General features: G+C 70.2%; 26 protein-coding genes. 11 read left to right on the top strand and 15 right to left on the bottom strand.

Annotated elements, in window-relative coordinates; genetic code table 11:
• The first annotated feature begins 59 nt into the window (after positions 1 to 59).
• Positions 60 to 1,040, top strand: coding sequence for a Bug family tripartite tricarboxylate transporter substrate binding protein (locus ACQW02_RS25005; RefSeq protein ID WP_431282625.1), 981 nt, complete (start codon positions 60 to 62; stop codon positions 1,038 to 1,040).
• Here ACQW02_RS25005 and ACQW02_RS25000 read toward each other — a convergent pair whose 3' ends face one another.
• From ACQW02_RS25000 to folE, 4 genes are read right to left on the bottom strand one after another with little or no spacing between them, the layout of a single operon-like run.
• Positions 1,041 to 1,847: an undecaprenyl-diphosphate phosphatase gene (locus ACQW02_RS25000; protein WP_431282624.1), complete on the bottom strand. Its 807-nt coding sequence runs from the start codon at positions 1,845 to 1,847 to the stop codon at positions 1,041 to 1,043.
• 45 nt (positions 1,848 to 1,892) lie between these two features.
• Complete coding sequence (locus ACQW02_RS24995; RefSeq protein WP_431282623.1) at positions 1,893 to 2,747, bottom strand: DMT family transporter; 855 nt, start codon at positions 2,745 to 2,747, stop codon at positions 1,893 to 1,895.
• A 39-nt stretch (positions 2,748 to 2,786) separates the two neighbouring features.
• On the bottom strand, positions 2,787 to 3,329 hold the full coding sequence (locus tag ACQW02_RS24990) for an MOSC domain-containing protein (RefSeq protein WP_431282622.1): 543 nt from the start codon (positions 3,327 to 3,329) through the stop codon (positions 2,787 to 2,789).
• Positions 3,330 to 3,353: 24 nt separating this feature from the next.
• Positions 3,354 to 4,010 carry a GTP cyclohydrolase I FolE gene (gene folE / locus ACQW02_RS24985; protein ID WP_431282621.1) on the bottom strand — a complete coding sequence of 219 codons (657 nt, stop codon included), beginning with the start codon at positions 4,008 to 4,010 and terminating at the stop codon, positions 3,354 to 3,356.
• 236 nt (positions 4,011 to 4,246) lie between these two features.
• Between folE and ACQW02_RS24980 the strand changes: the two genes are divergently transcribed.
• The gene (locus ACQW02_RS24980) at positions 4,247 to 5,902 is read left to right on the top strand and encodes a stimulus-sensing domain-containing protein (RefSeq protein WP_431285968.1); all 1,656 of its coding nucleotides are present in this window, start codon (positions 4,247 to 4,249) and stop codon (positions 5,900 to 5,902) included.
• A gap of 66 nt (positions 5,903 to 5,968) precedes the next feature.
• Here ACQW02_RS24980 and ACQW02_RS24975 read toward each other — a convergent pair whose 3' ends face one another.
• From ACQW02_RS24975 to ACQW02_RS24950, 6 genes are read right to left on the bottom strand one after another with little or no spacing between them, the layout of a single operon-like run.
• Positions 5,969 to 6,526: an NADH-quinone oxidoreductase subunit B family protein gene (locus tag ACQW02_RS24975; RefSeq protein WP_431282620.1), complete on the bottom strand. Its 558-nt coding sequence runs from the start codon at positions 6,524 to 6,526 to the stop codon at positions 5,969 to 5,971.
• A complete protein-coding gene (locus tag ACQW02_RS24970) occupies positions 6,527 to 8,038 on the bottom strand; it encodes a hydrogenase expression protein HypE (RefSeq protein ID WP_431282619.1) in 1,512 nt (503 codons plus the stop codon).
• On the bottom strand, positions 8,035 to 9,477 hold the full coding sequence (locus tag ACQW02_RS24965) for a proton-conducting transporter membrane subunit (protein WP_431282618.1): 1,443 nt from the start codon (positions 9,475 to 9,477) through the stop codon (positions 8,035 to 8,037). The genes ACQW02_RS24970 and ACQW02_RS24965 overlap by 4 nt, the downstream gene beginning before the upstream one ends.
• Positions 9,474 to 10,142, bottom strand: a complete 669-nt coding sequence (locus ACQW02_RS24960) for a hydrogenase-4 component E (protein WP_431282617.1) — start codon at positions 10,140 to 10,142, stop codon at positions 9,474 to 9,476. The genes ACQW02_RS24965 and ACQW02_RS24960 overlap by 4 nt, the downstream gene beginning before the upstream one ends.
• On the bottom strand, positions 10,142 to 11,101 hold the full coding sequence (locus tag ACQW02_RS24955; RefSeq protein ID WP_431282616.1) for a respiratory chain complex I subunit 1 family protein: 960 nt from the start codon (positions 11,099 to 11,101) through the stop codon (positions 10,142 to 10,144). Before ACQW02_RS24955 ends, ACQW02_RS24960 begins: the two co-directional genes overlap by 1 nt.
• Positions 11,098 to 13,107, bottom strand: a complete 2,010-nt coding sequence (locus ACQW02_RS24950; RefSeq protein WP_431282615.1) for a proton-conducting transporter membrane subunit — start codon at positions 13,105 to 13,107, stop codon at positions 11,098 to 11,100. The genes ACQW02_RS24955 and ACQW02_RS24950 overlap by 4 nt, the downstream gene beginning before the upstream one ends.
• Before the next feature lie 148 nt (positions 13,108 to 13,255).
• On the opposite strand from ACQW02_RS24950, the gene ACQW02_RS24945 reads away from it, so the two are divergent.
• From ACQW02_RS24945 to ACQW02_RS24930, 4 genes are read left to right on the top strand one after another with little or no spacing between them, the layout of a single operon-like run.
• The gene (locus tag ACQW02_RS24945; RefSeq protein WP_431282614.1) at positions 13,256 to 14,392 is read left to right on the top strand and encodes a TRAP transporter substrate-binding protein; all 1,137 of its coding nucleotides are present in this window, start codon (positions 13,256 to 13,258) and stop codon (positions 14,390 to 14,392) included.
• 4 nt (positions 14,393 to 14,396) lie between these two features.
• Positions 14,397 to 14,945, top strand: coding sequence for a TRAP transporter small permease subunit (locus ACQW02_RS24940; RefSeq protein WP_431282613.1), 549 nt, complete (start codon positions 14,397 to 14,399; stop codon positions 14,943 to 14,945).
• Between the two features lie 19 nt (positions 14,946 to 14,964).
• Complete coding sequence (locus ACQW02_RS24935) at positions 14,965 to 16,371, top strand: TRAP transporter large permease (protein ID WP_431282612.1); 1,407 nt, start codon at positions 14,965 to 14,967, stop codon at positions 16,369 to 16,371.
• Positions 16,372 to 16,426: 55 nt separating this feature from the next.
• Positions 16,427 to 17,797 (top strand): DUF4157 domain-containing protein, encoded by a 1,371-nt coding sequence (locus ACQW02_RS24930; protein WP_431282611.1) that lies wholly within the window; start codon positions 16,427 to 16,429, stop codon positions 17,795 to 17,797.
• A 9-nt stretch (positions 17,798 to 17,806) separates the two neighbouring features.
• Here the strand turns inward: ACQW02_RS24930 and ACQW02_RS24925 are convergent, their stop codons facing one another.
• Together ACQW02_RS24925 and ACQW02_RS24920 are read right to left on the bottom strand one after the other, a co-directional pair.
• Positions 17,807 to 19,591 carry a monovalent cation:proton antiporter-2 (CPA2) family protein gene (locus ACQW02_RS24925; protein ID WP_431282610.1) on the bottom strand — a complete coding sequence of 595 codons (1,785 nt, stop codon included), beginning with the start codon at positions 19,589 to 19,591 and terminating at the stop codon, positions 17,807 to 17,809.
• A gap of 175 nt (positions 19,592 to 19,766) precedes the next feature.
• Positions 19,767 to 20,597, bottom strand: a complete 831-nt coding sequence (locus tag ACQW02_RS24920; protein WP_431282609.1) for an aldo/keto reductase — start codon at positions 20,595 to 20,597, stop codon at positions 19,767 to 19,769.
• Here ACQW02_RS24920 and ACQW02_RS24915 point away from each other — a divergent pair.
• The 3 genes from ACQW02_RS24915 to ACQW02_RS24905 are packed head-to-tail and all read left to right on the top strand — an operon-like array spanning position 20,596 to position 22,578.
• A complete protein-coding gene (locus ACQW02_RS24915; protein ID WP_431282608.1) occupies positions 20,596 to 21,240 on the top strand; it encodes a hypothetical protein in 645 nt (214 codons plus the stop codon). The two genes, ACQW02_RS24920 and ACQW02_RS24915, sit on opposite strands and share 2 nt — an antisense overlap.
• A gap of 52 nt (positions 21,241 to 21,292) precedes the next feature.
• Positions 21,293 to 21,817: a sigma-70 family RNA polymerase sigma factor gene (locus ACQW02_RS24910; protein WP_431282607.1), complete on the top strand. Its 525-nt coding sequence runs from the start codon at positions 21,293 to 21,295 to the stop codon at positions 21,815 to 21,817.
• Positions 21,814 to 22,578 (top strand): anti-sigma factor, encoded by a 765-nt coding sequence (locus ACQW02_RS24905; protein ID WP_431282606.1) that lies wholly within the window; start codon positions 21,814 to 21,816, stop codon positions 22,576 to 22,578. The genes ACQW02_RS24910 and ACQW02_RS24905 overlap by 4 nt, the downstream gene beginning before the upstream one ends.
• A 43-nt stretch (positions 22,579 to 22,621) precedes the next feature.
• Here the strand turns inward: ACQW02_RS24905 and ACQW02_RS24900 are convergent, their stop codons facing one another.
• Complete coding sequence (locus ACQW02_RS24900) at positions 22,622 to 23,167, bottom strand: phosphoribosyl-ATP diphosphatase (protein WP_431282605.1); 546 nt, start codon at positions 23,165 to 23,167, stop codon at positions 22,622 to 22,624.
• A gap of 18 nt (positions 23,168 to 23,185) precedes the next feature.
• Entirely contained in the window at positions 23,186 to 23,962 is a 777-nt protein-coding gene (hisF, locus tag ACQW02_RS24895; RefSeq protein ID WP_431282604.1) for an imidazole glycerol phosphate synthase subunit HisF, read from the bottom strand.
• Positions 23,963 to 24,125: 163 nt separating this feature from the next.
• On the opposite strand from hisF, the gene ACQW02_RS24890 reads away from it, so the two are divergent.
• Positions 24,126 to 24,587: a MarR family winged helix-turn-helix transcriptional regulator gene (locus ACQW02_RS24890; RefSeq protein ID WP_431282603.1), complete on the top strand. Its 462-nt coding sequence runs from the start codon at positions 24,126 to 24,128 to the stop codon at positions 24,585 to 24,587.
• Positions 24,588 to 24,603: 16 nt separating this feature from the next.
• Entirely contained in the window at positions 24,604 to 25,005 is a 402-nt protein-coding gene (locus tag ACQW02_RS24885; RefSeq protein WP_431282602.1) for a DUF1398 domain-containing protein, read from the top strand.
• A 14-nt stretch (positions 25,006 to 25,019) separates the two neighbouring features.
• Here ACQW02_RS24885 and ACQW02_RS24880 read toward each other — a convergent pair whose 3' ends face one another.
• Positions 25,020 to 25,721 carry an SDR family oxidoreductase gene (locus ACQW02_RS24880; protein ID WP_431282601.1) on the bottom strand — a complete coding sequence of 234 codons (702 nt, stop codon included), beginning with the start codon at positions 25,719 to 25,721 and terminating at the stop codon, positions 25,020 to 25,022.
• Positions 25,722 to 25,796: the final 75 nt, after the last annotated feature.

Here is a 25,796-nt window from a genome sequence, read left to right as displayed (position 1 = left end):
GGGCCGGACGACCATCGCGCGACCCCGGCACGGAACGATCGGGGCCAGGGAGGAACAGCATGGCCCGTCGCCGTGACATCATTCTGGGCGCCGCCGCCATGGCGGTCCTCGGCCGGGTCGCCGCCGCGGCCGATTTCCCCGACCGCCCGATCCGCATCGTGGTGCCCTTCCCGCCGGGCGGGAACCTCGACTTCACCGCCCGGCTGCTGGCGCCGCCGATGGCGCAGATCCTCGGCCAGCCCGTGATCGTGGACAACCGTGCCGGGGCGGGCGGCGTGGTCGGCACCGAGGCCGTCGCCCGGGCGCGGCCGGATGGCACCACGCTGCTGATGGGATCAAGCGGCCCGCTGTCGCTGCTGCCGGCGACGATGCCCAGCCTGCCCTTCAACCCGTTGCGCGATTTTGCACCCGTCGGCCCGGCCTATCGCATCCCCATTGTCGTGCTGGCCGGGCGCGGGACGCCGGCGACAACGCTTGCCGAACTGGTGGCGCTGGCCAAGGTGCGCGCGGGGGCGATCACCGCCGGGACATCGGGCATCGGCACCGGGGCGCACCTGGCGGTGGAGCTGTTCAACAACGGCAGCGGCGCTACCCTGCTGCACGTGCCCTATCGCGGCACCGGTCCCGCCATCAGCGATTTGATCGCGGGCAATGTCGCCACGGTCTTCGACCAGCTTTCGACCGCGCTGCCGCTGCATGCGGATGGCCGCGCCCGAATCCTGGCGATCGGGTCGGCCGAGCGCAGCCCCCTGCTACCCGATGTGCCGACGTTCCGCGAAGCGGGGCTGGTGCAGCCGGAACTGACCACCACGCTGGGCCTTCTCGCCCCCGCCGGCACGCCGCCCGCCGTGATCGAAATCCTGCGCGCCGCCCTGGCCGCAACCCTGGCCGACCCCGCCATGCGCGGCCGCCTGCAAGCCCTGGGGGCCGAGGTCGCGAGCGGCGACGAGGTCTCACCCCGCCATTATGCGGCGCTGATCGCCGACGAGTTGGAAACTTCCCGCCGCGCCGTCGCCCTGCCTGGCGTCAAGCTGGAATAGTCAGCGCAGCCCCAACCACACCAAAATCACGCAGCCCAAGCCGATGCGGTAATACCCGAAGGGCGTAAATCCGATCCGCCCGATCACCGCCAGCACCGCCCGCACCGTCAGCAGCGCCACGACGAACGCGGCCAGAAACCCCACCGCGATCTGCCCCAACCCCGAGGCATCCAGATCCGCCCGCGCCTTGAACAGCGAGAAGGCGGTCGCCGCCAACATGGTCGGGATCGCCAGCAGGAAGGAGAACTCGGCCGCCGTCTTGCGTTCCACCCCCAGCAGCAGCGCCGTGATGATGGTCGCCCCGGACCGCGACGTGCCGGGGATCATCGCCAGCGCCTGGCCAAAGCCGATCAGGACCGCCGTCACCGGCCCGATCTCCGGCACCGAGGCGATGGTGGCCGCACGCGGCCGCCGCTCGATCAGGATGATCGCGATGCCGCCGACGATCAGCGCGATCGCCACCACCAGCGGGCTGAACAGCAGCCGTGTGATCGGCCCATGCAGCACCGCCCCGATCACCGCCGCGGGCAAAAACGCCAGGATGATGTTGGTGGCGAAATAGCGTTCGCGCGTGCCCGGCGCCCACATGCCCGCCGCGACCTGCCACAGCAGCCCGCGATAGATCCAGATGACGGCCGAAATCGCACCCAGTTGGATCGCGATCTCGAAGGCCTTGCCGGGTGGGCCCTGGAACCCCAGCGCCTCCCCCAGCACGATCAGGTGGCCGGTCGAGGAGATCGGCAGGAATTCGGTCAATCCCTCCACCACCCCGAGGATCAGGGCGGTGAACACGGCGGACAGGTCCATGGGCAAAAGGCTCCGGCGCCAGCATGGGCCAGCAGCGGGGCAGGCTTACCGCCGGTCGCGCAACAGCAGCAAGCCGCCGGCGGCGATCAGGGCGCAGCCGGCCAGGGCCAGGGGCATCGGAAAGCGCCCGAACAGCAGCGCATCCATGGCCAGGGCGAAGATCAGCCGGGCGTAGTGCCAGGGGGCCAGGGCCGACACCTCCGCCCGCCGCACCGCCGCCGCCAGGGCGGCCAGGCCCCCGGTCTGCAGGGCGGTGAACAGCACGACCAGCGCCGCGACCTCCCACCCAAAGGGCCGCCAGCTCCAGATCAGCGGCGGTCCCAGCAGCAGGACCCCCATGATGGCGGCCTGCACCACGCCGTCGCTGGCGCTGGCCGCACCCCGCAGCCGCCGCATCAGAACCTGGTACAACGCATAGGTCAGGGCCGAGGCGATCGGCACCAGCGCCGCCGGGCGAAACACCTCACCCCCGGGCCGCACGATCAGCAGCATGCCGCCAAAGCCGCAGGCGACCGCGATCCAGCGGCGCGCGCTGGCACGTTCCCCCAGCACCGTCACGCCCAGGACCACGGTGATCAGGGGGGCCGTGAAGCCCAGGGCCGCGGCCTCCGTCACCGGCAGCAGCGCATAGGCCAGCACGCCGAGCAGGGTGGAGAGGATCAGCACCGCCCCCGCCAGCCGCTGCGCCCAGGCGCTGGGCGGCGCCACGGCACGGAACAGCGCGACGCCCGGTTCCGGGCGGAAGGCGGCGATGCCGCCCCAGGCCGCCAGCACCAGCACCGACCGCAGGAAGGTGATCTGCACCGGATCCAGGCTGGCCGACAGCACCTTGGCCAGCGCGTAGCCGCAAGCATAAAACAGGTTGCAGAGAAGGGTGAACCCGATGGCGGCGAGCGGCACCGCCCGACGGGGCCACGCGCGCCCGGCCGGGTCAACCCGTCAGACGGGCTCCAGCCGCCGATGCGGCAGGGCCGGCAAGGCCACCCCGATGCCATCGCCCGGCAGCACATCGCCGCCCGCGATCACCACGGCCATGACGCCAGCCTTGCGGATCAACCGGCCATCGGCATCGCGGCCCAGGGTCGCCGCCATCAGCCCCGGCTGAAACCGGTCCAGTTGCAGGCAGGGGTTGCGCAAGCCCGTCACCTCGACGATCGCGGTCGCGCCCAGGGAGAGCAGCGTGCCGGCCGGCAGCCCAAGCAGATCGAGCCCCCGCGTCGTCACATTCTCACCCAACAGGCCGGGGCCGACGCGAAATCCGGCGGCGACGAGTTCATCCAGCAATTCGCCATGCAGCAGATGCACCTGGCGCAGATTGGGCGTGGTCGGGTCGGCCGCGACGCGGGAGCGGTGTTTGACGGTGACACCCGCATGGGCGTCGCCCTCGACCCCCAGCCCGGCGGTCAGCCGGATCGACAGGGCCGCGGGCTTGCTGAAGTGGTGGCCCGGCGCACGGCTGACCCCGGCGACCACCCCGGCCATGTTGGCCTCAGCCCTCCCCCATCCTTAACCTTCCATCGTACCGCGGCTGCCCTGGATCATCGCCAGGAACTCACGACGCGTCGCCGCATCGTCGCGGAAGGCGCCGAGCATCCGCGACGTCACCATCGACACCCCGGTCTTGTGCACGCCGCGCGTGGTCATGCACTGGTGCGCGGCCTCGATCACCACGGCCACGCCCAGGGGCTGCAGCACGTCCTGGATCGTATTGGCGATCTGCGCGGTCAGTTTTTCCTGGATCTGCAGCCGCTTGCCGAAGGCATCGACGACCCGCGCCAGCTTGCTGATGCCGACCACCCGCCCGGCCGGCAGGTAGCCGACATGCACCCGGCCGATGATCGGCGCCATGTGGTGCTCGCAGACGCTTTCCAGGCGGATGTCGCGCAGCACGACCATCTCGTCATAGCCGTCCACTTCCTCGAACGACCGGGCGAGCAATTCCTCCGGGTCTTCGTCATAGCCGCAGAACCATTCGCGATAGGCCTTGGCCACCCGCTTGGGGGTGTCCAGCAGGCCCTCGCGCAGCGGGTCGTCGCCGGCCCAGAGCAGCAGGGTCCGCACGGCGGCCTCGGCGTCGGCCTGGCTGGGCCGCCCGGCCGCGATGTCGGGCGTCGCCGCCACTTCGGGGTCGGCGACGGTTGCCGGCGGTGTCTGAATGTTCACGCGGTCTCTTTCCTCAAGCGCACATGACAGGGCGGTGTGGTCTGGACCGCACATGGGGCCGGGCGGGACACTGGCAACCCGCGCGGCGCAACAGGCCCCCGGCGCCAGCAGGGGGGTGCGCGGAACACCCGCGACAAGGCTAAGATGCCATCTGCCCGATCCGGGCGCCAGAGAAGGACCCCCGCGTGCCCGACGGCACACCCATTCGCCCCGATACGCGGCACCCCGACGCGCCCCTGCCGACGGCCCCGCCGCGGCCGGGGTTCCGCGCCCGCGTGTCGCCGCTGCTCAAGCGCATCCTGCTGCTCAACGCGCTGCCGCCCGCGCTGCTGGCCGCCGCGTTGCTTTACCTGGACCAGTATCAGAACGGCTTGCTGGCCGCCGAGGTGAACGCCCTGCGCACCCAGGCCCGCATCTATGCCGGCGCGATCGCCGAGGCCGCGGTGCGGGTCCAGGACGACCGCCCGGTGCTGGTGCCCGAATCCGCCCGCCCCCTGCTGCGCCGCCTGGTCGAGCCTTCGCCCAATACCCAGGCGCGGCTGTTCGACAACACGGGCCTGGTCGTCGCCGACAGCCGGGTGCGCGATGGCCCCGGTGGCGCGGTCGCGACCGAACCGCTGCCGCCGCCCGAACCGCGCGGCGCGCTGGCCGGGTCGGTGGTGGGGCTCTACGAAAAGCTCCTCTCGGCCTTTCCGCGCAGCGGCACGAATATCGGCACCGGCCCGGTGGTGGTGGACCAGACGCCGGATGCGCCATCCTTCGACTGGCAACCCGACCTTGGCCCCGACCGGCGCGAGGAATTGCGCCTGGCGCTGGAGGGCGGCGTCGCCCCCTACGTCCGCCGCACCGCGGAGGGGCGGTTGCTGATCTCCGTCGCCGAGCCCGCCCGCCGTGCCAACCAGGGCGTCGGCATCGTCCTGCTGACGCGGGAGGCGCGGGACGTGGACCAGCGGTTGATGGAGATTCGTGTCTCCGTCCTTCTGCTGTTCCTGATCTCGCTGGTGCTGACCGTGGCGCTGTCGGTCTATCTGGCCCGCACCCTGGCGGCCCCCATCCTGGAACTGGCCCGCGCCGCCGGGCGGATGCGTGCTGGCGAAGGCCGCACAGGCAGCGTGCCGCCCGCCCTGCTGGCGCGGGAGGATGAGATCGGCGTCCTGGCGCGCGACCTGCAGGATGCGGCGACCGCCCTCTGGGCGCGCGTGGACAGCAACGAACGCTTCGCCGCCGACGTCGCGCATGAGTTGAAGAACCCGCTGACCAGCGTGCGCAGCGCCATCGAAACCCTGCGCCGCATCGAAAAGCCGGAACAACGCCTGCGCCTGCTCGCCATCATCGCCGAGGATGCGGTGCGGATGGACCGGCTGATCAGCGACATCGCCGATTCGTCCCGCGTCGATGCCGAACTGTCGCGCACCGCGGTCGAACCGGTCGACCTGGCCCCCATCCTGGCGGCCCTCGCCGAACTGAACGCCGCGACCATGGACGACGACGACCCCAGCGTCGAACTGGAAGCCCCACCCGAAGGCCTGGTCGTGCGCGGCGTGGAAGGCCGGGTGGTGCAGGTCCTGCGCAACCTGCTGGGCAATGCCGTCAGCTTCAGCCCCGCCAACGGCAAAGTCTGGCTGCGCGCGAAGCAAACGGGCGCGGTGGTCGAGGTCTCGGTTGAGGACGAAGGCCCCGGCATCCCCGAAGCCAACCTCGAAAGCATTTTTGATCGCTTCTATTCCGAACGGCCGCGAGGGGAGCGGTTCGGCCAGCACTCGGGCCTCGGCCTGTCGATCAGCCGCCAGATCGTCGAGGGGCTGGGCGGCCGCATCGGCGCGGAGAACCGGCGCGACGCAAGCGGCAAGGTGGTCGGCGCGCGTTTCGTGGTGCGGCTGCCGGCGGCGTAGCGTTTGGCGGGTTGGGGGCGCGAAGCCCCTCCCACTGGCGCAACCTTGCCGGATTCGTCCATCGCCCTACCGCCGTCGCGCCGGCCGCCCGTCCTCATTGGCCGCCAGCAGTGCCAACAACCCCTCGACCAGGGCCATGGGGCTTGGTGGGCAGCCCGGGATCATGAGGTCTACCGGCACCACCGAATCCGTCCCCCCGGCGATGGCGTAGCCGCCCGGGCCGCCGCTGCCCTTGAACACCCCGCCATCGACCGCGCAATCGCCGGCCGCGACCACCCATTTCGGGTCGGGCGTGGCCGCATAGGCGATGGCCAGGGCCTCCGCCATGTTGCGGCTTGTCGGGCCGGTCACCAGCAGCACATCGGCGTGCCGAGGGCTGGCCACGAAGCGCAGCCCGAAACGTTCCAGGTCGTGCAGCAGGTTCGCGGTCGCATGCACCTCCAGCTCGCAGCCGTTGCAGGACCCGGCATCGACGTGGCGGATCGCCAGCGACCGGCCCAGCCGTACCCCCGCCGCCGCTTCCAGCCGCGCGACCAGGGCCGCCACGGTGTCCTCCGGCGGGGCCGCGACGGGTTCGGCCAGGGGGCGCTGCAGTAGCGATCGCGCGAGGCGGGGCCAAAGCATCTACAGGTCCACCCCGCTGTAGGAGGCATTGATCGATTTGTTGATCAGCGGGAAATCCGCGACGATATTGCCCTCGACGGCGGCTTCCAGCAGGGGCCAGTGGAACCAGGACGGGTCGCGGGCGAAACAGGCCTCGATCAACCCGCCATCATCCAGCCGCAGCCAGTGCAGCACATCGCCGCGAAAGCCCTCGACGATGGCGATGCCTTCGCCGCCGCGGATCGGCACGGGCGCATGGATGGCACCCTCCGGCAGCCCGTCCAGCAGCCGCCCGACCAGCCCGATCGAGGCCGTGATCTCCGCCACCCGCACCCGCACCCGCGTATCGACATCGCCGCTGGGCAACACGGGAATGGCGAAATCCAGCGCGTCATAAGGCATGCTGCCCGGCAGCCGCCTGGCGTCGAACCCCCGCCCGGACGCCCGTCCGACCACGCCCCCCGCGCCATAGCGCGCGGCCAGGTGCGTGGCGATGATGCCGGTGCCGACCACGCGATCCTGCAGGCTGGCGTGGGTGTCGTAGATGCGCAGCAGCCCCGGGACCTCCGCCCCGATCGCCGCCATGGCCGCGCGCAAGGTGGCGATGCCCGCGGCGTCCAGGTCGGTCGCCACACCCCCCGGCAGCACCCGGTCCATCATCAGGCGGTGGCCGAACGCCGCTTCACACGCCCGCAGCAGCCCTTCGCGCAAAAGCCCCGTGCGGGCGTGGGGGAAGGCGAAGGAGGCGTCGTTGCAGACAAACCCCCAGTCGTTGAGGTGGTTCGCGATCCGTTCGCATTCCGCCATCACCGCGCGCAGCCAGATCGCGCGCGGGGGTGGGGTGTGCGCGGTCGCGGCCTCCGCCGCGCGGGCGAAGGCGAGCGAATGCGCGACCGTGCTGTCGCCCGAAATCCGGCCCGGGAAGGGCGATGCCGCACGCGGGCTCTTGCCCCGCATCAGCCCTGGGATGCCCTTGTGGACATAGCCCAGCCGCACCTCCAGCCGCACCACCGCCTCACCCTGCACATGGAAGCGGAAGTGCCCGGGTTCGATGATGCCGGCATGGATGGGGCCGACGGGGATGACGTGGATGCCCTCGCCCTCCACCGGCAGGAAGGTCGGTTGCGGCGGCGCGCCATCGCGCGGGCGCGGCCGGGCCGACATCGGCGCCGTCACCGGCCAGCGGCCATGATCCAGCCAGGGTCGCCGATCCACCGCATCGACGGCATCGATGCCCCAAAGGTCGCGCGCCGCCCGCTCCATCAGCGCCGCCCCCGGCCGCGCCGCCGCCAGTGAGGCGAAGGCCGCGCCATCGGCCGTGGCGAGAAAAACCTCCTCGCTTTCCTCATCCAGGAAGGCGGCGTGGACCACCCCCGCCTCACCCCAAAGCCCCAGCAGCGCGAGGCGCGGTTCGGCGGCCAGTGCTGCCGGCAGCGCGGCCCAGGCTTCGGTCGCCAGCACATGGCGCCCGGTCGCACCGCCGACCGCCACGGCCCGGCCCGCCCGGATCAGCGCCGTCGCCGGCCCGCTCATCGCCCGATCACCCCGGCGGCGGCGGCCAGGACCGCGCCCATCGGCCCCGGCATGCCAAAACCCAGCACGGCAGCCACGACCAGATGCAGCCACAGCGGCCCGAGCACCGTCCAGGCCCCGGCCAGCGCCGGCGCCTCGGGGGGCGCCACATCGGGGGTCGCGGGGCCAAGGCATAGCCGCTGCATCGCCGTCACCAGCGCGATCCCCGCCGTCAGCAACCCCACGCAGAGCGGCACCAGCAACCAGGGCATCACCCCGCCGGCCAGCAGCAGCAGACGCAACTCCGACACGAACAGCGGGAACGGCGGCATTCCCGACAGCCCCGCGATGCCCAGCAGCAGCCCCCAGCCCAGCGCCGGATGCGACGTCACCAGCCCCGAGATATCAGCCATCTTCTGGCTGCCCTTCAGCAGCACGGCCCGGCCGACGGCGAAGAACACCGCCGATTTCAACAGCGAATGCCCGATCATGTGCAAAAGCCCCGCCGCCGCCCCGCCGGGGATGGAAAAGCAGATCGCGGCGATGCCGATGTGCTCGATGCTGCTCCAGGCAAACAGCCGCCTGGCATCGCGCCGGCGCCACAGGGCCAGGCTGGCCAACAGCAGCGACGTGACGCCCAGCCCCATCAGGAAGGGCTGCATCGGGATCGCCACGGCATTCAGCGAAATAATGCCGCCCACGCGCAGGATGGCGTGCAGGGCGGCGTTCAGCAGCAAGCCGGACAGCACGGCGGAAATCGCGGTCGGCCCTTCCGCATCCGCATCCGGCAGCCAGGAATGCAGCGGCGCCAGCCCGGCCTTGGTGCCGTAGCCGACCAGCAGCAGCACCATCGCCAGGGTCAGCAACCCCGCATCCGACCGCGCCGCGACGGCACGCAGGGCGCGGATGGACAGCGCCGCCTCGGGGTCCGCCAGCAGGGGATGGGCGGCCATGGCCAGCACGATGGTGCCGAACAAGGCGAGCGCGATGCCGACGCCGGCCAGGACGAAGAACTTCCACGCGGCCTCGATCGCGGCCGGGGTGCGATGCACCGCGACCATCAGGACAGAGGACAGGGTGGCGATTTCGATCGCGACCCACATCACGCCCAGGTTTTCCGACAGCAGCGCCAGGTGGTTGGCGCCCAGGAAGATCTGGAAGGCGGCGTGATAGGCGCGGCTGGCCGCCGGCGGAAACGCCTCGGCATGCACCACGCCGAGCGAAAACACCGCCGCCGTCGCGCCGATGAACCCGCCCAGCAACAGCAATGGCCGGTTCAGCGCATCCAGGTGCAGAATCCCCGGCGCCAGGTCCGGCCCGAACACCAGCAGCGCTGCGATGCAGAACCCCAAGCCCGCGGCCAGGACATTGCCCCGCGCCGCCAGCGCCGGGCGCGGCAAGAGCGCCAGCAGCACGGCCGACCCCCAGGGCAGCAGGACCAGGGCGGCGGCCAGGCTCATCGCCGCTCACCCCGATGGTCCTCAAGGAAGGCGATATCCAGGCTGTCGAAGCGTTCGCGGATGCCGGTGAGGAAGACCCCCGCCACCAGGGCGATGACCAGCACCAGCGCCGCGGTCGACAATTCCACCACCAGCGGCAGCCCCTGCACCCCGACCGCGGCCAGGATCAACCCGTTCTCCAGGCTCATGAGGCCGATGACCTGCCCGATGGCATTGCGCCGGGCGATCATGACCAGCATCCCCAGCAGCACGATGGACAGCGCGACGGCCAGGTCCTCCCGCGCCAGCACCGACCCCCCGGCCGAGACCGGCAGCGCCACGACCAAGGCCAGCGCCACCAGCGCCACCCCTGCGATCATCGACGGGCCGATGCCCAGGGCCGTCTGCACCGTGCGATGCAGCGACAGCCGGTCCACCAGTTTCGACAGCGCCCAGGGGATCAGCACGGCCTTGGCGACAATCGCGATCAAGCCGGTCAGATAAAGCCCCGTCGCCCCCTGCACCCAGCCCTGCCACAGCGCCGCCATGCCCAGCAGCGCGCCCTGCGTCGCCAGCGCCCCGATCAGCGCCGAGACCCGCCGCTGATACAGCAGCACGAAGGACACCAGCAGCATCCCCCCCGCCAACCCATGCGCGACATCGAAGGGAAGTTGCCCGAACTGCATCAGAGCAACCCGGTGCTGACAAACAGGAACAGCGCCCCCAGCAACCCCAGCAACAGCGCCGCCCCCAGGAATTCGGGCACCCGGAACACGCGCATCTTCGCGCTGGCGCATTCGAACACCGCCAGCGCCACCGCCAGCGCGCCGATCTTTGCCGCAAAGGCCAGGATGCCAATGACCCAGGCGACCGGCCCCGCCCCGGCCGGCGCCATGCCGATCGGCGCGAAGAGCGCGGCGAGCAAGGATAGCCACAGCATCAACAGCAGCGCCGCCTGATACTCCCACAAGGCCAGGTGCCGGCCGGAGGCTTCAAGGATCATCGCCTCATGCACCATGGTCAGTTCCAGGTGGGTCGCGGGATTGTCCACCGGGATGCGCCCGTTTTCCGCCAGCGCCACGGCGACCAGTGCGGCAAAAGCCAGGGCCAGCGACACGCGGATGCCCAGGCCCCCCTCGGCAAAGGCCGTCGCGATGGCATCAAGGTTCGACGACCCCGCCAGGATCGCGCAGCACAGCGCCACGATCAGCAGCGCCGGCTCGGCCATGGCGGCAAAGGCCATCTCCCGCGCCGCGCCCAACCCGCCAAAGGCGGTGCCGGCATCCAACCCGGCCAGCGCCAGCGCCGCGCGCGCCAGGGCCAGCAACCCGGCCAGCACCACCAGGTCGGCCATCGGCCCCAGAAGCATGCCCCGGGCGAAGGACGGCACCAGCAGCACCGCGACAATGGTCGCCCCGACGGCGACATAGGGCGCGGCCAAGGTGACGACCGAAGCGCTTTCGGCCACGACCGGCTGCTTGCGCAACAGTTTCAGCAGGTCCCGCCAGGGCTGCAACGGCGAAGCGCCCCGGCGGCCAAGCAGGCGCGCCTTCAGCCAGCGCACCAGCCCCACCAGCACGGGCGCCGCCGCCAGCAGCAGCGCGCCGTGCAAAAGCTGCGTCAGCACGCCGGCAAAGGCGGTCACGCGCCCGACTCCAACCAGGCGACCAGGGCCAGCAGCGCCACCACGGCGCCAAAGGTCAGCGACAGGCATTGGCGCAGGGTCATGTCGCGCAGCCGATCGGCCTTGTCGGCCAGCCGGTCGCGCAACCGTGCCAGGGGTTCGAGCAGGCGGGTGAAGGACGGGTCGGCGAAACCGGCCTGGATGCTGGCGGGCGCTGGATCGCCCGGTTCGGGCATCGTCACCTGTTCCCGCGCGCCCAGCAGGGTCGCGCCCAGCATCCGGCGCAGCGGCTGGGCCAGCCCGGCGGCCGAGGGCTGCGCCAGCGGGTCGCCAAAGGGCAGTTCCGGTCCGGGCGGGATAAAGCCGCAGCCCCAGGCCGGCCCGATCGCATGCCCGGCCGGCGACCGCCGCCCGACCGCCCATACGATCGCCGCCACCGTCACCGCCAAAAGCACCGCGATGACGGGCGCCGCATAGGCCGTTGCGCCATCGCCCGGCCAGATCGCCCAGTACCCGGCCTGCGCCCCCGGCCCGTGCCGCACCGCCTGGCGCACCGCGCCGTCGGCCAGCGCCAGCAACGGCCCCGGGATCAGCCCGAACAACACGCTGGCCGCGGCACAGCCGACCAACGCGGCACGCGCCAGCGGTGGAGCCTCCAACGCGGCCGCCGACCGCGGCCCACGCGGGCGCCCCAAAAACACCAGCCCCCAGAACCGCACCATCGCCGCCGCCGCCAGGGCTGCCGCCAGCCCGACCAGGGCCACCGTCGCGGCCAGCCCCACCTGCATCGGCAATGGGCCCACCCGCCAGCCCGCCAGCAGCGATTGCAGCAACATCCATTCGCCGGAAAATCCGGCCAGCGGCGGCAGGGCGGCGGCCGATGCCGCCATTGCCAGGCACGCCGCCGCCGTCACCGGCATCGCGTGGATCAGCCCGCCCAGGCTGTCCAACCGCCGCGACCCCGCCCCGGTCAGCACCGCCGCCGCCGCCAGGAACAGCCCGCATTTGAACACAGCATGGCCCAGCGCATGCAGCAGTGCTGCCCCCATCGCCAGCGCCGACAAGGCGCCCAGGTCCGCCGCCCGCAACACCGCCGCCAGGCCAAGCGCCGCCACGATCAGCCCGACATTCTCGATCGTCGAACAGGCGAGGATGACTTTCGTGTCTTCCTCCAAGGCCGCCCGCAGCGCGCCGAGCACCGCCGATGCCGCCCCCGCCGCGATCAGCGGCACGCCCCACCACAGGGGCTGCGACGGCCCGGCGCAATCCAGCAGCAGCCGCGCCATGACATAGATCGCGATCTTCACCATCGCCGCCGACATCAGCGCCGAGACATGCCCGGGCGCCGCCGGATGCGCCAAGGGCAGCCAGCCATGCAGCGGCACCAGCCCCGCCTTGGACCCGGCCCCGGCCAGCACCAGCAGCAGGATGGCGGCCGCGCGCCAGCCCTCGGGCGGGGCCGCGCGCAAGGCGGCGAAGGATACCCCGCCCCCCGCCGCCCAAAGCGCCAACGCCGCCGCGATCAGCACGCCGGAGGTCAAGGCGAACGACAGGTACAGCCGCGCCGCCAGCCGGTTCGCCGGATCGACGTGGCCATGGGCGACCAGCACCCAGGAGGCGAAGGACATCGCCTCGAACCCCAGCAACAGGGTCAGCCCATCGGCGGCCAGCAGGGTGATCGCCATGGCGGCCAGGAACAGCGGATAGGCCGCGACCACGCGTGGTGCGGTTTTTTGCGCATCGGCCATCGCGAAGACCGACGCCGCCATCCCCGCCAGCCCCAGCAGCAGCAGGAACCAGGCCGACAGATGATCGAGCGCCAGGGTGAATGCGGCACCGGGAGGACCGAGCGCCAAGATCAGCGTATCGGCGCCCGCGGTCGCCAGTGCCGCGATGGCGATGATGCTGAACCCGGCGGCCACCGCCAGGCATCCCGCCGCGATGAAGCGCCCCAACCCATGCCGCACGGCCCCCGCGACGCCCAACGCCAGAAGCGCCGCGACGAGCAGGACGAGCAGGTTCAGCATTTTGTCGAAACGTGCTTCACGGCGATGAGTCTAGCAGCGACAGGCGTCCTGGCCAGCGCTGTGGCGCAACTTCCGAACAAACGTTAACTTGCCGGGGCCAGCCCGCGTTCCTACAGGGCGGCCAACCCAATCAATGGAGAAATACGTCTTGGATCGCAGGAATCTGCTGACCGGAAGCACGATCGCTGCCGCGACCCTGGGGCTTGCCGCCCCCGCGCTGGCCCAGGCGATGCCCGAGATTCGCTGGCGCTGCGCGTCCAGCTTCCCCCGCTCGCTCGATACCATCTTCGGTGCTGGTGAACATGTCGGCCGCCGGGTCGCGGCGATGACCGATGGCAAGTTCCGCATCCAGGTGTTTCCGGCCGGCGAGCTGGTCCCGGGTCTTGCGGTCGCCGATGCGGTGCAGGCCGGCACGGTGGAAGCCTGCCACACCGTCAGCTATTACTTCGTCGGCAAGGACCCGACCTTCGCCTTCGACGCCGCCGTGCCCTTCGGCTTCAACATGCGCCAGATGAACGCCTGGCTGCATCATGGCGGCGGGCGGGAGGTCATGAAGGACTTCTTCGCCAGCTATAACATCGTCTCCATCCCCGCCGGCAACACCGGGGCGCAGATGGGCGGCTGGTTCCGCCGCGAAATCCGCACCGTCGAAGACCTGCGCGGGCTGAAGTTCCGCATCGGCGGCTTCGCCGGAAACGTCCTGGAACGTCTGGGCGTGGTGCCGCAGCAGATTGCGGGCGGCGACATCTATCCCTCGCTGGAACGTGGCACGATCGACGCGGCCGAATGGGTTGGGCCCTACGACGACGAAAAACTCGGTTTCAATCGGGTGGCGCCCTACTATTATTATCCTGGCTGGTGGGAAGGCGGGCCGAACCTGTCATTCTATGTGAACCAGGCGAAGTTCAACGAGCTGCCGCAGATCTACAAGGACATCCTGGAAAGCGCATGTCGCGACGCCACCATCGATACGATCAGCAAGTATGACGTGGTGAATCCGCCGGCGATGCGCCGCCTGGTGGCCCAGGGCACGCAGTTGCGCGCCTTCCCGCGCCCGGTGATGGAGGCCTGCTACCGCGAGGCCTTCAAGCTGTATGACGAGACGGCGGCCCGCAATCCGAATTTCAAGAAGGTGTACGACCACTTCATGGCCTTCCGCGATCCCACCCTGCAATGGTTCCGCGTGGCGGAAAACACCTACGACAGCTTCGTCTATTCGATGCAGGCGCAGGCCCAGAACCAAGCCGCCGCCGCCCCGGCGGCCGCGACACCGCTGCGGCGCTGATCGCATGGGGCCTCTGCTCGCCTTCAGCCGGGCCGTCGATGCGGTTGGCCATGTCTTCGGCAAATCCGCCGAATGGATGGTCGGGCTTGCCTGCGTGATCAGCGCCGGCAACGCCGTCGTCCGCTACGGGTTGTCGATGTCATCGAATGGCTGGCTGGAGGTGCAGTGGTACCTCTTCGCCGGCACGGTGATGTTCGGTGCACCCTATACCCTGCTGCGGAACGAGCATGTCCGCGTCGATCTCATCTACGGCAACCTGAGCGAACGCGCCCGGCTCTGGGTCGATGTCTTCGGCATCATCTTCTTCCTGATGCCGGGGATGATGCTGCTGGCCTGGATGACCTGGCCCTTCTTCTGGGAAGCCCTTGTCCGCGGGGAGACGTCGTCCAACGCCGGTGGCTTGCTGCGCTGGCCGGTGAAGCTGGTGCTGCCGGTCGGCTTCGCCATGCTGTCGCTGCAGGGCCTGTCGGAACTGATCAAGCGCATCGCCCTGCTGAAGGGCGAAAAGCCGGACGTCGAGATCGTCGTCGCCTACGAACGCCCTACACAGTGATCGGGAACCACCAAGCCCCATGAACGTTGAGTATATGCCGCCGCTGATGTTCGGCGGGCTTGTGGTCTTCCTGCTGATCGGCTTCCCGGTCGCCTTCTCGCTCTGCGCGGTGGGGCTGTTCTTCGGCTTCGCGTCGATCGAGATGGGGTTTTTCCCGGCCGCCTACCTCGGCAACCTGCCGCTGCGGGTCTTTGGCATCCTGTCCAACGATTTGTTGCTGTCGATCCCGTTCTTCACGCTGATGGGCGCGATCCTGGAACGCTGCCGGCTGGCGGAGGATCTGCTGGAGGGCACCGGGCAATTGTTCGGCAAGGTGCCGGGCGGGCTGGCCTATGCCGTCATCCTTGTGGGTGCGGTGCTGGGCGCCATTACCGGCACCGTGGCCGCCAGCGTCATCGCCATGGGCATGATCTCGCTGCCGATCATGATGAAGTATGGCTACGACATGCGGATCGCGACCGGCGTGATCGCGGCGTCGGGCACCATCACCCAGGTCATCCCGCCGTCCCTCGTACTGATCGTGCTGGGCGACCAGTTGGGCAAGAGCGTGGGCGACATGTACGCCGGCGCCATCGGCCCTTCGATCCTGCAGATCCTGCTGTTCCTGGCCTTCATCGCCGGCGTGTCGATCTTCCAGCCGCACAAGGTGCCGCCGCTGCCGGATGAGGCGCTGCACGAGCGCGGATGGCCGCTGATCTGGAAGGTCGCCAAGGGCATGGTGCCCTCGATCGTGCTGATCTTCCTGGTGCTGGGCACCATCTTCATGGGCCTGGCGACGCCGACCGAGGCCGGGGCCATGGGTGCTGTCGGCGCCGTCGGCCTTGCCTGGATGAACCGCACCCTGACCTGGACCCTGATTCGGGAGGCGATGGCCAATACCATGCGGATCACCGCCATGGTGATCTTCATCCTGATCGGCGCGACCGTGTTCAGCCTGGTCTTCCAGGGCGTGGATGGCGGGCTGTGGATCGAACATCTGCTGGCGCAACTGCCGGGCGGCCAGACCGGCTTCCTGATCTTCGTCAACATCTTCGTCTTCTTCCTGGCTTTCTTCCTCGACTTCTTCGAGATCGCCTTCATCGTGGTGCCGCTGCTGGCCCCGGTCGCGGCCAAGCTCGGCATCGACCTTGTATGGTTCGGCGTGTTGCTCTGCGTGAACATGCAGACGTCGTTCATGCACCCGCCCTTCGGTTTTGCCTTGTTCTACCTGCGTGGCATCGCGCCGAAGGAAGTGCGCTCCTCCGACATCTATTGGGGGGCGATCCCCTGGGTCGGGCTGCAACTGGTGCTGGTCGCGGTGGTGATCCTCTGGCCGGAATCGGTCACCTACTGGATCGATCGCGGCACGGGGGTGGATCCCTCCACCGTGCGGATCGAAGTGCCGATGCCCGACATGCTGGATGACGAGCCCCCCGCGTTCCGCTGATCGTGAACGCCGGGGCATGGACCGCCGGGGTGTCGCAGCCCTAGGTTGCGGCACCATGGACCGGCGCCAGACACTCAACGACCACGACCAACGGCGCGCCGCAGCCTGGTTCGGCGCCGACCTGTCCGATGCCGCCATCCACACCGGCCCCGCCGCCCGCCGCCTGTGCCAATCCCTTGGCGCACGTGGCATCGCGGCCGAAGGCCAGGTCTTTTTGCGTGACGCCACGACCGCCTGTTTTGCCGACCCCGTGCTGCGCCACGAACTGGCGCATGCGCTGCAACAGCGTGGCACCGGGCGGCGCGGGTTTGCCGAAGCCGAGGCCATCGCCCGCACCCACACCCCCGGCCCGATCCGCGCCGCGGCCGACCCGCGCGACCCCGCGGCGTGGGAGGAAGTCGGCCACTACTACACGGTCTATGCCGTCCTGCTCGGCAGCGGTGTGAAGGACGCGCTGGCCAAGCGGCTGGCCTTCTACACCCAGTTGGCGGATGAGATGGCCGATCTTGACGCCATGAACCTGCTCCTGGAGCCGGACTATACGCCCCGGCCGGTGGCGCATGAACTGGCGGCGCGGATCGCGCAGCAGGAACGCAACGGCTACGCCGATTCCTTCGCCAACCTCCCGGTCGAACTCAACAACGGCATCTGCACCATGCTGCAGGCGGGGCGGATGTGGTCCGGCTGCTACGCCGCGCGCCAGGTCACCGTCCTGCCCGAACCCAGCCGCGACTTCAGCATCATGCTGGATGTCCACAAGGGGCTGCATTCGCTGACCGGCGAGCTGATGGAGCGGGAGACGGCAAAGCGCCTGGCTATCCTGCGCGGCATCGATCCTTCGGCCGATCCCTTCGCCTTTGGCCTGGCCTTGCATGCCTTTGGCGACAGCTACGCGCATCGCGACACGCCGAACCACCGGATGTTCGGCCCCGGTGTCGGCCATGGCGTTGAAAGCCAGGCGTCGCGCTTTGGTATCGACGGGCATGTGCATGTCGATGGCGTCGGCCCGACCAAGCGGGCCGACTACCAAGCCTATGTCGGGCAGTTGTACGACCTCTTCGCCACGCGCTGTGGACCCGGCGACCGCGACCACACCGTGCAGCCCCGCGTCATGGTCTTGCGTCGGCTGGTGGGCATCGTTTCGGCGACTGACGAGCAAGCGGATACGCCTGCCGGCTGCGCGCTGCAGATTGCGCATATCCGCAACATCGCGCTGGACTGGTTGCCAGGCGGCATGTCGCCCTGGCGTCCGGAGAGCCACGGGCTCAGCACGCTGGACCGCAGCGGGGTGATGCGCATCGGTGGGCCGGATATGGATGTGGTGACCGCGGCGCAACTGGCGCGGGCGCTGGAACTGGCGCGCTACTGGTCGCAATCGACAGGGGCGTTTACCGGCAGCGGCGCCTTGCCGGGGTTGCCGAGGTAGCGGGCGGGGCTACGGCTGCGCCCGGCCCAGCGGTTCTCTGTCCGGCGGTTCTCTGTCCAGTGGCTCCGGGCGGATGCGGTAGCGGTCGCCAATGCCGGTCAGGTCGCCTTGCATCTGCGCCACCAGGAACGCCTCGTCCCGGGCCCGGACGTGCTGCATGACGCCCTCCGCCTCCTCCGGCGGCACGCCAAGGCCGACCAGTGCCTCACGCCCCATCGTCAGCGCCCCGTGGAATGTCTCGCGCACCTCCACGACACCTCTTGCCCGCAGCCCCAGCGAATGGCGGCGGTCGAAGGACCGCACGACGCAGGGCGTGTCGGGGAAGGAGTCCCGCAGGATGGCGACGATGCGGTCGGTCACCTCCTGCCGGTCGGTGCAGACGGCGATCAGCTTCACGCGCCCGGCGCCGGCGGCGCGCAGCACGTCAAGGCGCGAGCCGTCGCCGTAGTAGACCTTGGCGCCGAAGCGGGCGGCCGCCTCCATCTGTTCGACATCGGTGTCGATGATCGTCAGCCCCACGCCACGCCGCAGCAGCACCTGGGCCATGACCTGGCCGACGCGGCCGAAGCCGATGACGAGCACGCTGCCGCGCGCGCCGGCGTAATCCTCCTCCGGTTCCGCCCGCGCGGTGCGGCCCACCAGCAGCGGCGCCAACCGCGCGACGAAGGGCGTCATGATCATCGACAGCGTGACCAGCGCCACCAGCAGGCTGGCATGGCCCTGCGTCATCACCTGTGCCGCGGCGGCGGCCGAAAAGAGCACGAAGCCGAACTCCCCGCCCTGCGACAGCAGCAACCCGGACCGCACCGCCGTCGGGCGGTCGTGCCCAAAGATCCGGACCAGCCCATACATCATCACGGCCTTGGTCACGGTCAGAGCGCAGGCCGCGACCAGCAGCGACAGCCAGTTCGCCCGCACCACATCCAGATCGACGCTCATCCCCACCGACAGGAAGAACAGGCCGAGCAACAAGCCACGGAAGGGTTCGATATCCGCTTCCAATTCGTGGCGGTAACTCGATTCCGCGAGCAGCAGCCCCGCCAGGAAGGCGCCGGCGGCGGCGGAGAGGCCGACGAGGGTCATCAACTCCGCGGCGCCCAGCACCACCAGCAGGGCGGCGGCGGTCATGATCTCCCGCGCGCCGGTTTTCGCCAGAACGCGGAACAAGGGGTTCAGCAGGAAGCGGCCGGCCAGGACCACCACGGCGACAGCCCCCAGCATCCGCACCGCACCGAGCCAGGCGGGGCCATCGTCGCTGCCCTCCAGCGGTGACAGGAATGCGACCAGGGCGATCATCGGGACGATGGCCAGGTCCTGCATCAGCAGCACGGCGAAGGCGGTGCGCCCGTGCGGGCTGTCGACCTCGCCCCGCTCCTCCAGCATCTGCATCACGATGGCGGTGGAGGAGAGTGCCAGGCCCAGCCCCGCGACGATCGAGGCCGGCAGGCTGCGGTCCCCGACCAGCAGCGGATACAGCGTGATGACGGCGCCGGAGACCACGATCTGCGCCGTGCCGAGACCGAAGATGTCCCGCCGCATGGCCCATAGGCGCCCCAGGTTCAACTCCAACCCGATGATGAAGAGCAGCAGCACGATGCCAAGCTCGGCGATGCCGGTGACCCGCCCGGGTTCGGCGAAAAGCCCGAGCAGGAAAGGACCGATCGCAATCCCGGCGAAGATGTAGCCGAGCACCGAACCAAGGCCGAGCCGCTTTGCCAGCGGCACCGCGATGACGGCGGTCGCGAGCAGGACAATGGGTTCCAGCAACGACGTCGCATGGGCGGTGTCGGCCATGGCGGTCTCCTGTGTCTGACCCACTCAGGCACGTGACATGCGCGCGGCGTCGCCGGTTGATAGGCGGTCGGGCGGCGTGGTGAGAAGGGGTTGTGAAAGCATGGGGAGGTTGCGCCGCGGATGGGGCTTTTCTCGCCCGTCCGTACCACCCCCGACCAGGGGCCGCCGCCCTCCGCTAGATCATCGCCAGCGGTCGCTTGCGCCGCGGCGCCGGGAACGCGTGTTCCAGCGCCGCCAGGTCCCCGGGTTCCAGCCGCAGCTTGCGTGCCGAAACATTGTCGCGCAGGTGCGCGGGATCGGTCGCCTTCGGGATCGCCAGCACGCCTGGCCGGCGCAGCACGAAGGCCAGCGCCACCTGGGCCGTGCTGGCGCCAATCCGCGCCGCGACCTCGCGCAACGCCGCGTGCCGCAACAATGCGCCGCCCTGGCCGAGGGGTGAGTAGGCCATCACCGGCATGTTCCGCGCGGCGCAGAAGGGCAGCAGGTCGAACTCGACGCCGCGCGCCTCAAGGTTCCACAAGACCTGGTTCGTGGCGCAATGCCTGATGGCGGGGCCAAGGTCTTCCAGGTCCTCCACATCCAGGTTGGACACGCCCCAGCGCTTGATCTTGCCCGCGCGCACCAGGCGTTCCATCGCCTCCACCGTTTCCTGCAACGGAATGCCGCCGCGCCAGTGCAGCAGGTACAGGTCCAGCCGGTCGGTCCCGAGGCGCTTGAGGCTGCGTTCGCAGGCCAGCGGCAGCGATGCGCGGCCGGCGTTCTGCGGATAGGCCTTGGAGACGAGGAAGACATCGTCGCGCCGTCCGGCGATCGCCTCGGCCACGACCTCCTCGGCGCCGCCATCGCCATACATCTCCGCCGTGTCGATCACCGACAGCCCAAGGTCGAGGCCAAGCCGCAGGGCCGACGCTTCCGCCGCGCGATCGGCGCCGCGTTCGCCCATGTGCCAGGTGCCCATGCCGAGTGCGGCGGTCGTCGCGCCATCGGGCCAGGTGATGGGTGTCATGACAGTCCTCCTCCAACCGGACTATGCTACTCACATGATGCGCCACGCCATCGCCTTTGCTGCCCTGCTCTCGCTCGCGGCCCCGGCTGTTGCGCAAGAGGAATCGTTCGGCGCCTGGCGGCTTTCCTGCACCGTCGATCGCATGACCGACCGCGCCGATTGCCGCCTGTCCCATCGCGACTGGGTGGAGGCGCCGACCGCCAGCCGTCCCGGCCTTGCACTGGACATCGTCGAGCGCGGCGGGCGTGCCGTGCCGATCGTCGTCGCGCGGGACCTGGGGTTGGACGCCGCCGCGCGTGGTTGGCAGGCGCTGACCGGGACAGCGCAACTGCGCTTTCCGCCGAACCGGCTGTTCGACATGCCCTGTGGGCTGGAAGGCCGCAGCCTGGTCTGCGCCCCACGCCCCGACGACACCGCCCGCGCCGCCGAGGAGCTTTTGACCGCCGACCGCGCGCTGGTGCGGATGGGCGGCTTCGGCAGCGGCAGCCCGGTGGACCCGACCGAGATGCGCCTGGCCGACACGACCGCCGCCATTGCCGCCCTGCGCGCGCGCCAGCCCGAAGGTGCCGCCGTGCCGCCCCCGGCGCCGGGGCTGGAGTTGCGCGATATCCTGCAACGACTTCAGCGGTTGTTGGGCCAATGATCTTGCATCCGGTGATCGTGCATCCAACGACAGCCGCCGCGCGTAACGCTGCATGAGCACCGCCCTTCTGCAGGCCGTGGCCGCGGGCGACCGCGCCAGCCTGCGCAGCCTGTATGACAGCGAAGGCCCGCGGCTGTTCGGCATCGCCATGGCGATCCTGCGCGACCGCGATGCCGCGGCCGATGCGGTGCAGGACGCCTTCGTGAAAATCGCCCGCCGCGCCGCGCAGTTCGATCCCACGCGCGGCGAGGCCCGGCACTGGATGGGCGGCATCGCGCGCCACGCGGCGCTGGACATCGCCCGCGCCCGTGGCCGCGAAATGCCGACCGACGACCCCGCCCTGGGCGATACGCCGGTCGATCCCGAAGCGCTGGACCGGGTCCTGGCCACCGAGGCCGGAACCCGGCTGCGCGCCTGCCTCGCGGAGCTTGAGGCGAAGAACCGCGAGGGCATCATCCTGGCCTTCGTGCACGGCTTGTCGCATGTCCAGGTCGCGGCGCGGCTGGCCCTGCCGCTCGGCACCGCCAAATCCTGGATCCGGCGCGGGCTGCTGCAACTGCGGACATGCCTGGCATGATCCCGCGCGACGACCCCGCCGCATTGGATGCGCTGGCCGGCGAATACGTGCTGGGCAGCCTGGAAGCCCGCGACGCGGCCGAGGTGGCCGCCGCCCTGCCGACCACCCCCGCCCTGGCGGCCGCCGTCGCCGCCTGGGAAGCGCGCCTGGCACCGCTGGCCGACCTGGCCCCGCCGCAAAGCCCGCCGGAGGGCCTGTGGTCCCGCATCGACGCCGCCCTGCCGGTGCGGCCGTCGTTGCGCCTGGTGGAAGGCGCGCCGGCCGTCCCCCCCGCGCCCGTGGTCATCCCGCTGCCGCGCCCCGATGGGCGGCCCGCCCCGCCGCCCTATTCGCCCCGGATCTGGCGTGCCTGGGCCTTGGGCGCGACGGCGGTGGCCGCTGGGCTGGCCGCCTTCCTGCTGGTGCGCCCGCCGGCCGAACAGGCGTTGATGACGGTGCTGCTGACCAGCCAGGACCAGCCGGCCTGGCTGGTGGAATCCACCCCCAGCGGTGCGATCAGCCTGGCCGCGGTCAACCCGGGTCCGGTCGCGCCGGACCGCGTGCTGCAACTCTGGGCGCTGCCGCAGGGGGCCACGGCCCCCACCAGCCTGGGTTTTGTCCCTGCCCAGGGCCGGGTGACGGTGACGGCACCGGCGTCGATCCGCCCCGAACCGGGGATGCTGATCGAAATCAGCCTGGAACCGCCCGGCGGGTCGCCGCTGGGGCGGCCATCGGGGCCGGTGCTGTTCATCGGGCGACTGGTGGCCGCGCGGGGGGCGTGACGGCGGCCGCCTGACCGCGGGACAACAGCGGGGTGGCGCTGGTCTACGGCAGTTTCGTCGTCTTCGCCGCCCGCACGATGCCCTTGGGCCGCGCCGCTTTTTCGGCGATGCCGGAGATGCCTTCGCGGCGGACCAGTTCGCCCCAGACTTCTTCCGGCTTGATGCCCTGGTCCACCCATAGCACCACCAGGTGATAGAGCAGGTCGGCACTTTCCAGCACGGCGGCGCGGCGGTTGCCCAGTGTCGCCTCGATCACCAGCTCGACCGCTTCCTCACCCAGTTTCTGGGCAACCTTGGCGGAACCGCGCGACAGCAGGCGGGCGGAATGCGACAGGCCGACATTGCCGGTGGCCTGGCGGGCGCGGACGGTGCGTTCCAGTCGTTCCATGATCGATGCGTTGGCGTCCGCGGTCCCGTTCACCGCATGGCGCAGCGGCACCAGGGCGGCGCGTTCGGCACGCAGCACGGCCTTTGGTGGGGCCACGACCACCGCCTGGACGGGAATCGACGCCGGCATCGGAAGTTTCGTCGCGGCGATGGCCTTTTTCTTCACCTTGGGCGTCTTGGTCGGTTTGGCAGTCTTGGCCATGCGGGATCGGCCCTTTGCTCAGTCAGAAGTGGCGCGTGCCGGGGCATGGCGAACCGGCAGGCCAGCGGCGGCGAGCGCCGCCTTGGCATCCGAGATCCGCATGTCGGCGTAGTGAAAGACGCTGGCGGCAAGCAAGCCCGTCGCACCGGCCAGCGCGCCGGCGACGAAGTGTTCCGGCGTGCCGACGCCGCCGCTGGCGACCAGTGGCAGCCGCACCGCGGCGCGCAGCGCGCGCAGCAGGTCCAGGTCGAAGCCCTGGCGCGTGCCGTCGCGGTCCATGCTGGTGACCAGCAATTCCCCGGCGCCGCGTTCGGCCATCTGTCGCGCCCAGCCGACGGCATCGATGCCGGTGCCGCGGCGGCCGCCATGGGTGAAGATCTCCCAATGGTCCCCGACCCGGCGCGCGTCGATGGCGACGACGATCGCCTGGCTGCCAAAGGCTTCGGCGCAGCGGGTGACCAGGGCGGGGTCGGCGACCGCGGCGGAGTTGATGCTGGCCTTGTCGGCGCCCGCCAGCAGCAACCGGCGCACGTCATCGACACTGCGCACGCCGCCGCCGACGGTCATGGGGATGAAGACCTCGGCGGCCGTGCGGGCGATGACATCCATCATCGTGTCGCGGTTTTCGTGCGTCGCGCCGATGTCGAGGAAGGTGATCTCGTCCGCGCCCTCCGCATCATAGACCGCCGCCTGTTCGACCGGGTCGCCCGCGTCGCGCAGGTCCAGGAAGTTCACGCCCTTGACGACGCGACCCTCCTTGACGTCCAGGCACGGAATGACACGCAGGGCGAGCAACGGATGAATATCTCCGGATGTCGGTTGCCGCGCCGATCGGACGCGCGGACTGGCGCGATGCGTCGGAACGGGTTCGCGGTCAAGTGTCGTTTTCGTGTCAGTGCGTAGTGGTTGACTAGGAAATTTCCGGCCAGTAGTTTCCTAGTCAACCAAAGGAGCCGCCGTGCCGTCCCCCCCACCCGTGCCGGAACTGACCGCGCATCTCGGCTTTTGGCTGCGCACCGTGTCCAACCACGTCTCGCACGCCTTTGCCGAAAAACTGGCGGCCGAGGGCGTGACGGTCGCCGAATGGGTCATGCTGCGCGCGCTCTATGGCAAGGCGCCGATGCCGCCGAGCCGATTGGCGGACGACATGGGCATGACGCGCGGCGCGATCACGAAACTCGCGGACCGGCTGATCGGCAAGGCGCTGATGCTGCGGCGCGCCAGCCCCGACGATGGCCGGGCGCAGACGCTGGCGCTGACGCCGCGAGGCACCAGCCTGGTCCCGGCGCTGGCCGCGCTGGCCGACCGCAACGATGCGGCGTTCTTCGACCACCTGTCGGCGGAGGAACGCGAAACGCTGGAACGGCTGCTGAAACGGATGGTCGCGCAAAGCCGGATGACGACCATCCCGATGGACTGACCAAAGGAGACACCCCATGGATGATTTCCAAAAATCCGTCGCCAAAACCTGCCTGGACGGCGCCGAGGGCAATAGCCTGACCTTCCCGCAGATCGTCGAAACACTGATGCGCGCCGGTTTCGAAAGCTACCTGATCGATTTCCGCCGCTCGGTCGCGATCTACTACCTGCCCGACGGCCAAAGCGTCGAACTGCCGACGCAGCAGGTCAGGACCGCCATCGCCCCAGGCTTCGACGCGGCGTCGATGCAGGCCGCCATCCGGGAGGCGCAGCAGCTTGTGCCCGGCTATACCTACGCGGGCTTTTGCCAAAGGGCCGCGGCGGCGGGCTGTGCCGGGTACATCGTCTCCTTCCCGGGCCGCCGGGCGCTTTACTTCGGTCGAAGCGCCGAGGTGCATGTGGAACACGTCCCGGCGTAGATCGGCCCCGGGCGTCAGACCGACCTGGTGATCCCGCCGTCCACGCGGATGTTCTGCCCCGTGATGTAGCCAGCCCCGGGGGAGGCCAGGAAGGCGATCGTGTCCGCGACCTCCTGCGTGTGTCCGTAGCGCCCCATGGGGATGCGGGCGCGGAACTCCTCCTTCTCCGGCAGGCTGTCGATGAAGCCGGGCAGCACGTTGTTCATGCGGACGTTGTCGGCCGCATACTTGTCGGCGAAGAGCTTGGTGAAGGCGGCAAGCCCGGCCCGGAACACGCCGGAGGTGGGGAAGACGGGATCAGGCTCGAACGTGGCGAAGGTCGAGATGTTGATGATCACGCCGGACCGCTGGGCCTGCATCACCGGCGCCACCAGTCGCGTCGGGCGCACGACGTTGAGGAAATAGACCTCCATGCCGCGGTGCCAGTCGTCGTCGGAAAGGTCGAGCAGCGGCGCGCGGGGACCGTGGCCGGCGCTGTTGACCAGCACGTCGACGCGACCCCAGCGGTCGAGCGTCGCGTCCACCAGGCGCTTGAGGTCGTCGGGCGACTGGTTCGATCCGGTCACGCCGATGCCGCCGAGTTCGGCGGCAAGCGCCTCCGCCTTGCCCGAGGAGGACAGGATCGCCACGCGGTGGCCGTCGCGGGCGAGGCTGCGCGCGGCCCCCGCGCCCATGCCGCTTCCGCCTGCGGTGATGATGGCGACGCGATCGGTCATTGGCTGTCCTCTCTGATCAAGCTGGATGGTGCTGCATTGAAAGGGGCTTCGCCCCTCTCAAGCTCTCCCCACCAA

It is taken from the genome of Humitalea sp. 24SJ18S-53, assembly GCF_050632385.1.
In the GTDB taxonomy this organism is placed as follows: domain Bacteria; phylum Pseudomonadota; class Alphaproteobacteria; order Acetobacterales; family Acetobacteraceae; genus Humitalea.
This window is presented reverse-complemented; position numbering and strand designations above follow the sequence as displayed.

Coding starts and splice junctions, on each gene's coding strand:
- ACQW02_RS25005 (WP_431282625.1), top strand. CDS start 60: ATGGCCCGTCGCCGTGACATCATTCTGGGCGCCGCCGCCATGGCGGTC.
- ACQW02_RS25000 (WP_431282624.1), bottom strand. CDS start 1,847: ATGGACCTGTCCGCCGTGTTCACCGCCCTGATCCTCGGGGTGGTGGAG.
- ACQW02_RS24990 (WP_431282622.1), bottom strand. CDS start 3,329: ATGGCCGGGGTGGTCGCCGGGGTCAGCCGTGCGCCGGGCCACCACTTC.
- ACQW02_RS24975 (WP_431282620.1), bottom strand. CDS start 6,526: ATGCTTTGGCCCCGCCTCGCGCGATCGCTACTGCAGCGCCCCCTGGCC.
- ACQW02_RS24970 (WP_431282619.1), bottom strand. CDS start 8,038: ATGAGCGGGCCGGCGACGGCGCTGATCCGGGCGGGCCGGGCCGTGGCG.
- ACQW02_RS24965 (WP_431282618.1), bottom strand. CDS start 9,477: ATGAGCCTGGCCGCCGCCCTGGTCCTGCTGCCCTGGGGGTCGGCCGTG.
- ACQW02_RS24960 (WP_431282617.1), bottom strand. CDS start 10,142: ATGCAGTTCGGGCAACTTCCCTTCGATGTCGCGCATGGGTTGGCGGGG.
- ACQW02_RS24950 (WP_431282615.1), bottom strand. CDS start 13,107: ATGCTGAACCTGCTCGTCCTGCTCGTCGCGGCGCTTCTGGCGTTGGGC.
- ACQW02_RS24940 (WP_431282613.1), top strand. CDS start 14,397: ATGGGGCCTCTGCTCGCCTTCAGCCGGGCCGTCGATGCGGTTGGCCAT.
- ACQW02_RS24935 (WP_431282612.1), top strand. CDS start 14,965: ATGAACGTTGAGTATATGCCGCCGCTGATGTTCGGCGGGCTTGTGGTC.
- ACQW02_RS24930 (WP_431282611.1), top strand. CDS start 16,427: ATGGACCGGCGCCAGACACTCAACGACCACGACCAACGGCGCGCCGCA.
- ACQW02_RS24925 (WP_431282610.1), bottom strand. CDS start 19,591: ATGGCCGACACCGCCCATGCGACGTCGTTGCTGGAACCCATTGTCCTG.
- ACQW02_RS24915 (WP_431282608.1), top strand. CDS start 20,596: ATGACAGTCCTCCTCCAACCGGACTATGCTACTCACATGATGCGCCAC.
- ACQW02_RS24920 (WP_431282609.1), bottom strand. CDS start 20,597: ATGACACCCATCACCTGGCCCGATGGCGCGACGACCGCCGCACTCGGC.
- ACQW02_RS24910 (WP_431282607.1), top strand. CDS start 21,293: ATGAGCACCGCCCTTCTGCAGGCCGTGGCCGCGGGCGACCGCGCCAGC.
- ACQW02_RS24905 (WP_431282606.1), top strand. CDS start 21,814: ATGATCCCGCGCGACGACCCCGCCGCATTGGATGCGCTGGCCGGCGAA.
- ACQW02_RS24900 (WP_431282605.1), bottom strand. CDS start 23,167: ATGGCCAAGACTGCCAAACCGACCAAGACGCCCAAGGTGAAGAAAAAG.
- ACQW02_RS24885 (WP_431282602.1), top strand. CDS start 24,604: ATGGATGATTTCCAAAAATCCGTCGCCAAAACCTGCCTGGACGGCGCC.
- ACQW02_RS24880 (WP_431282601.1), bottom strand. CDS start 25,721: ATGACCGATCGCGTCGCCATCATCACCGCAGGCGGAAGCGGCATGGGC.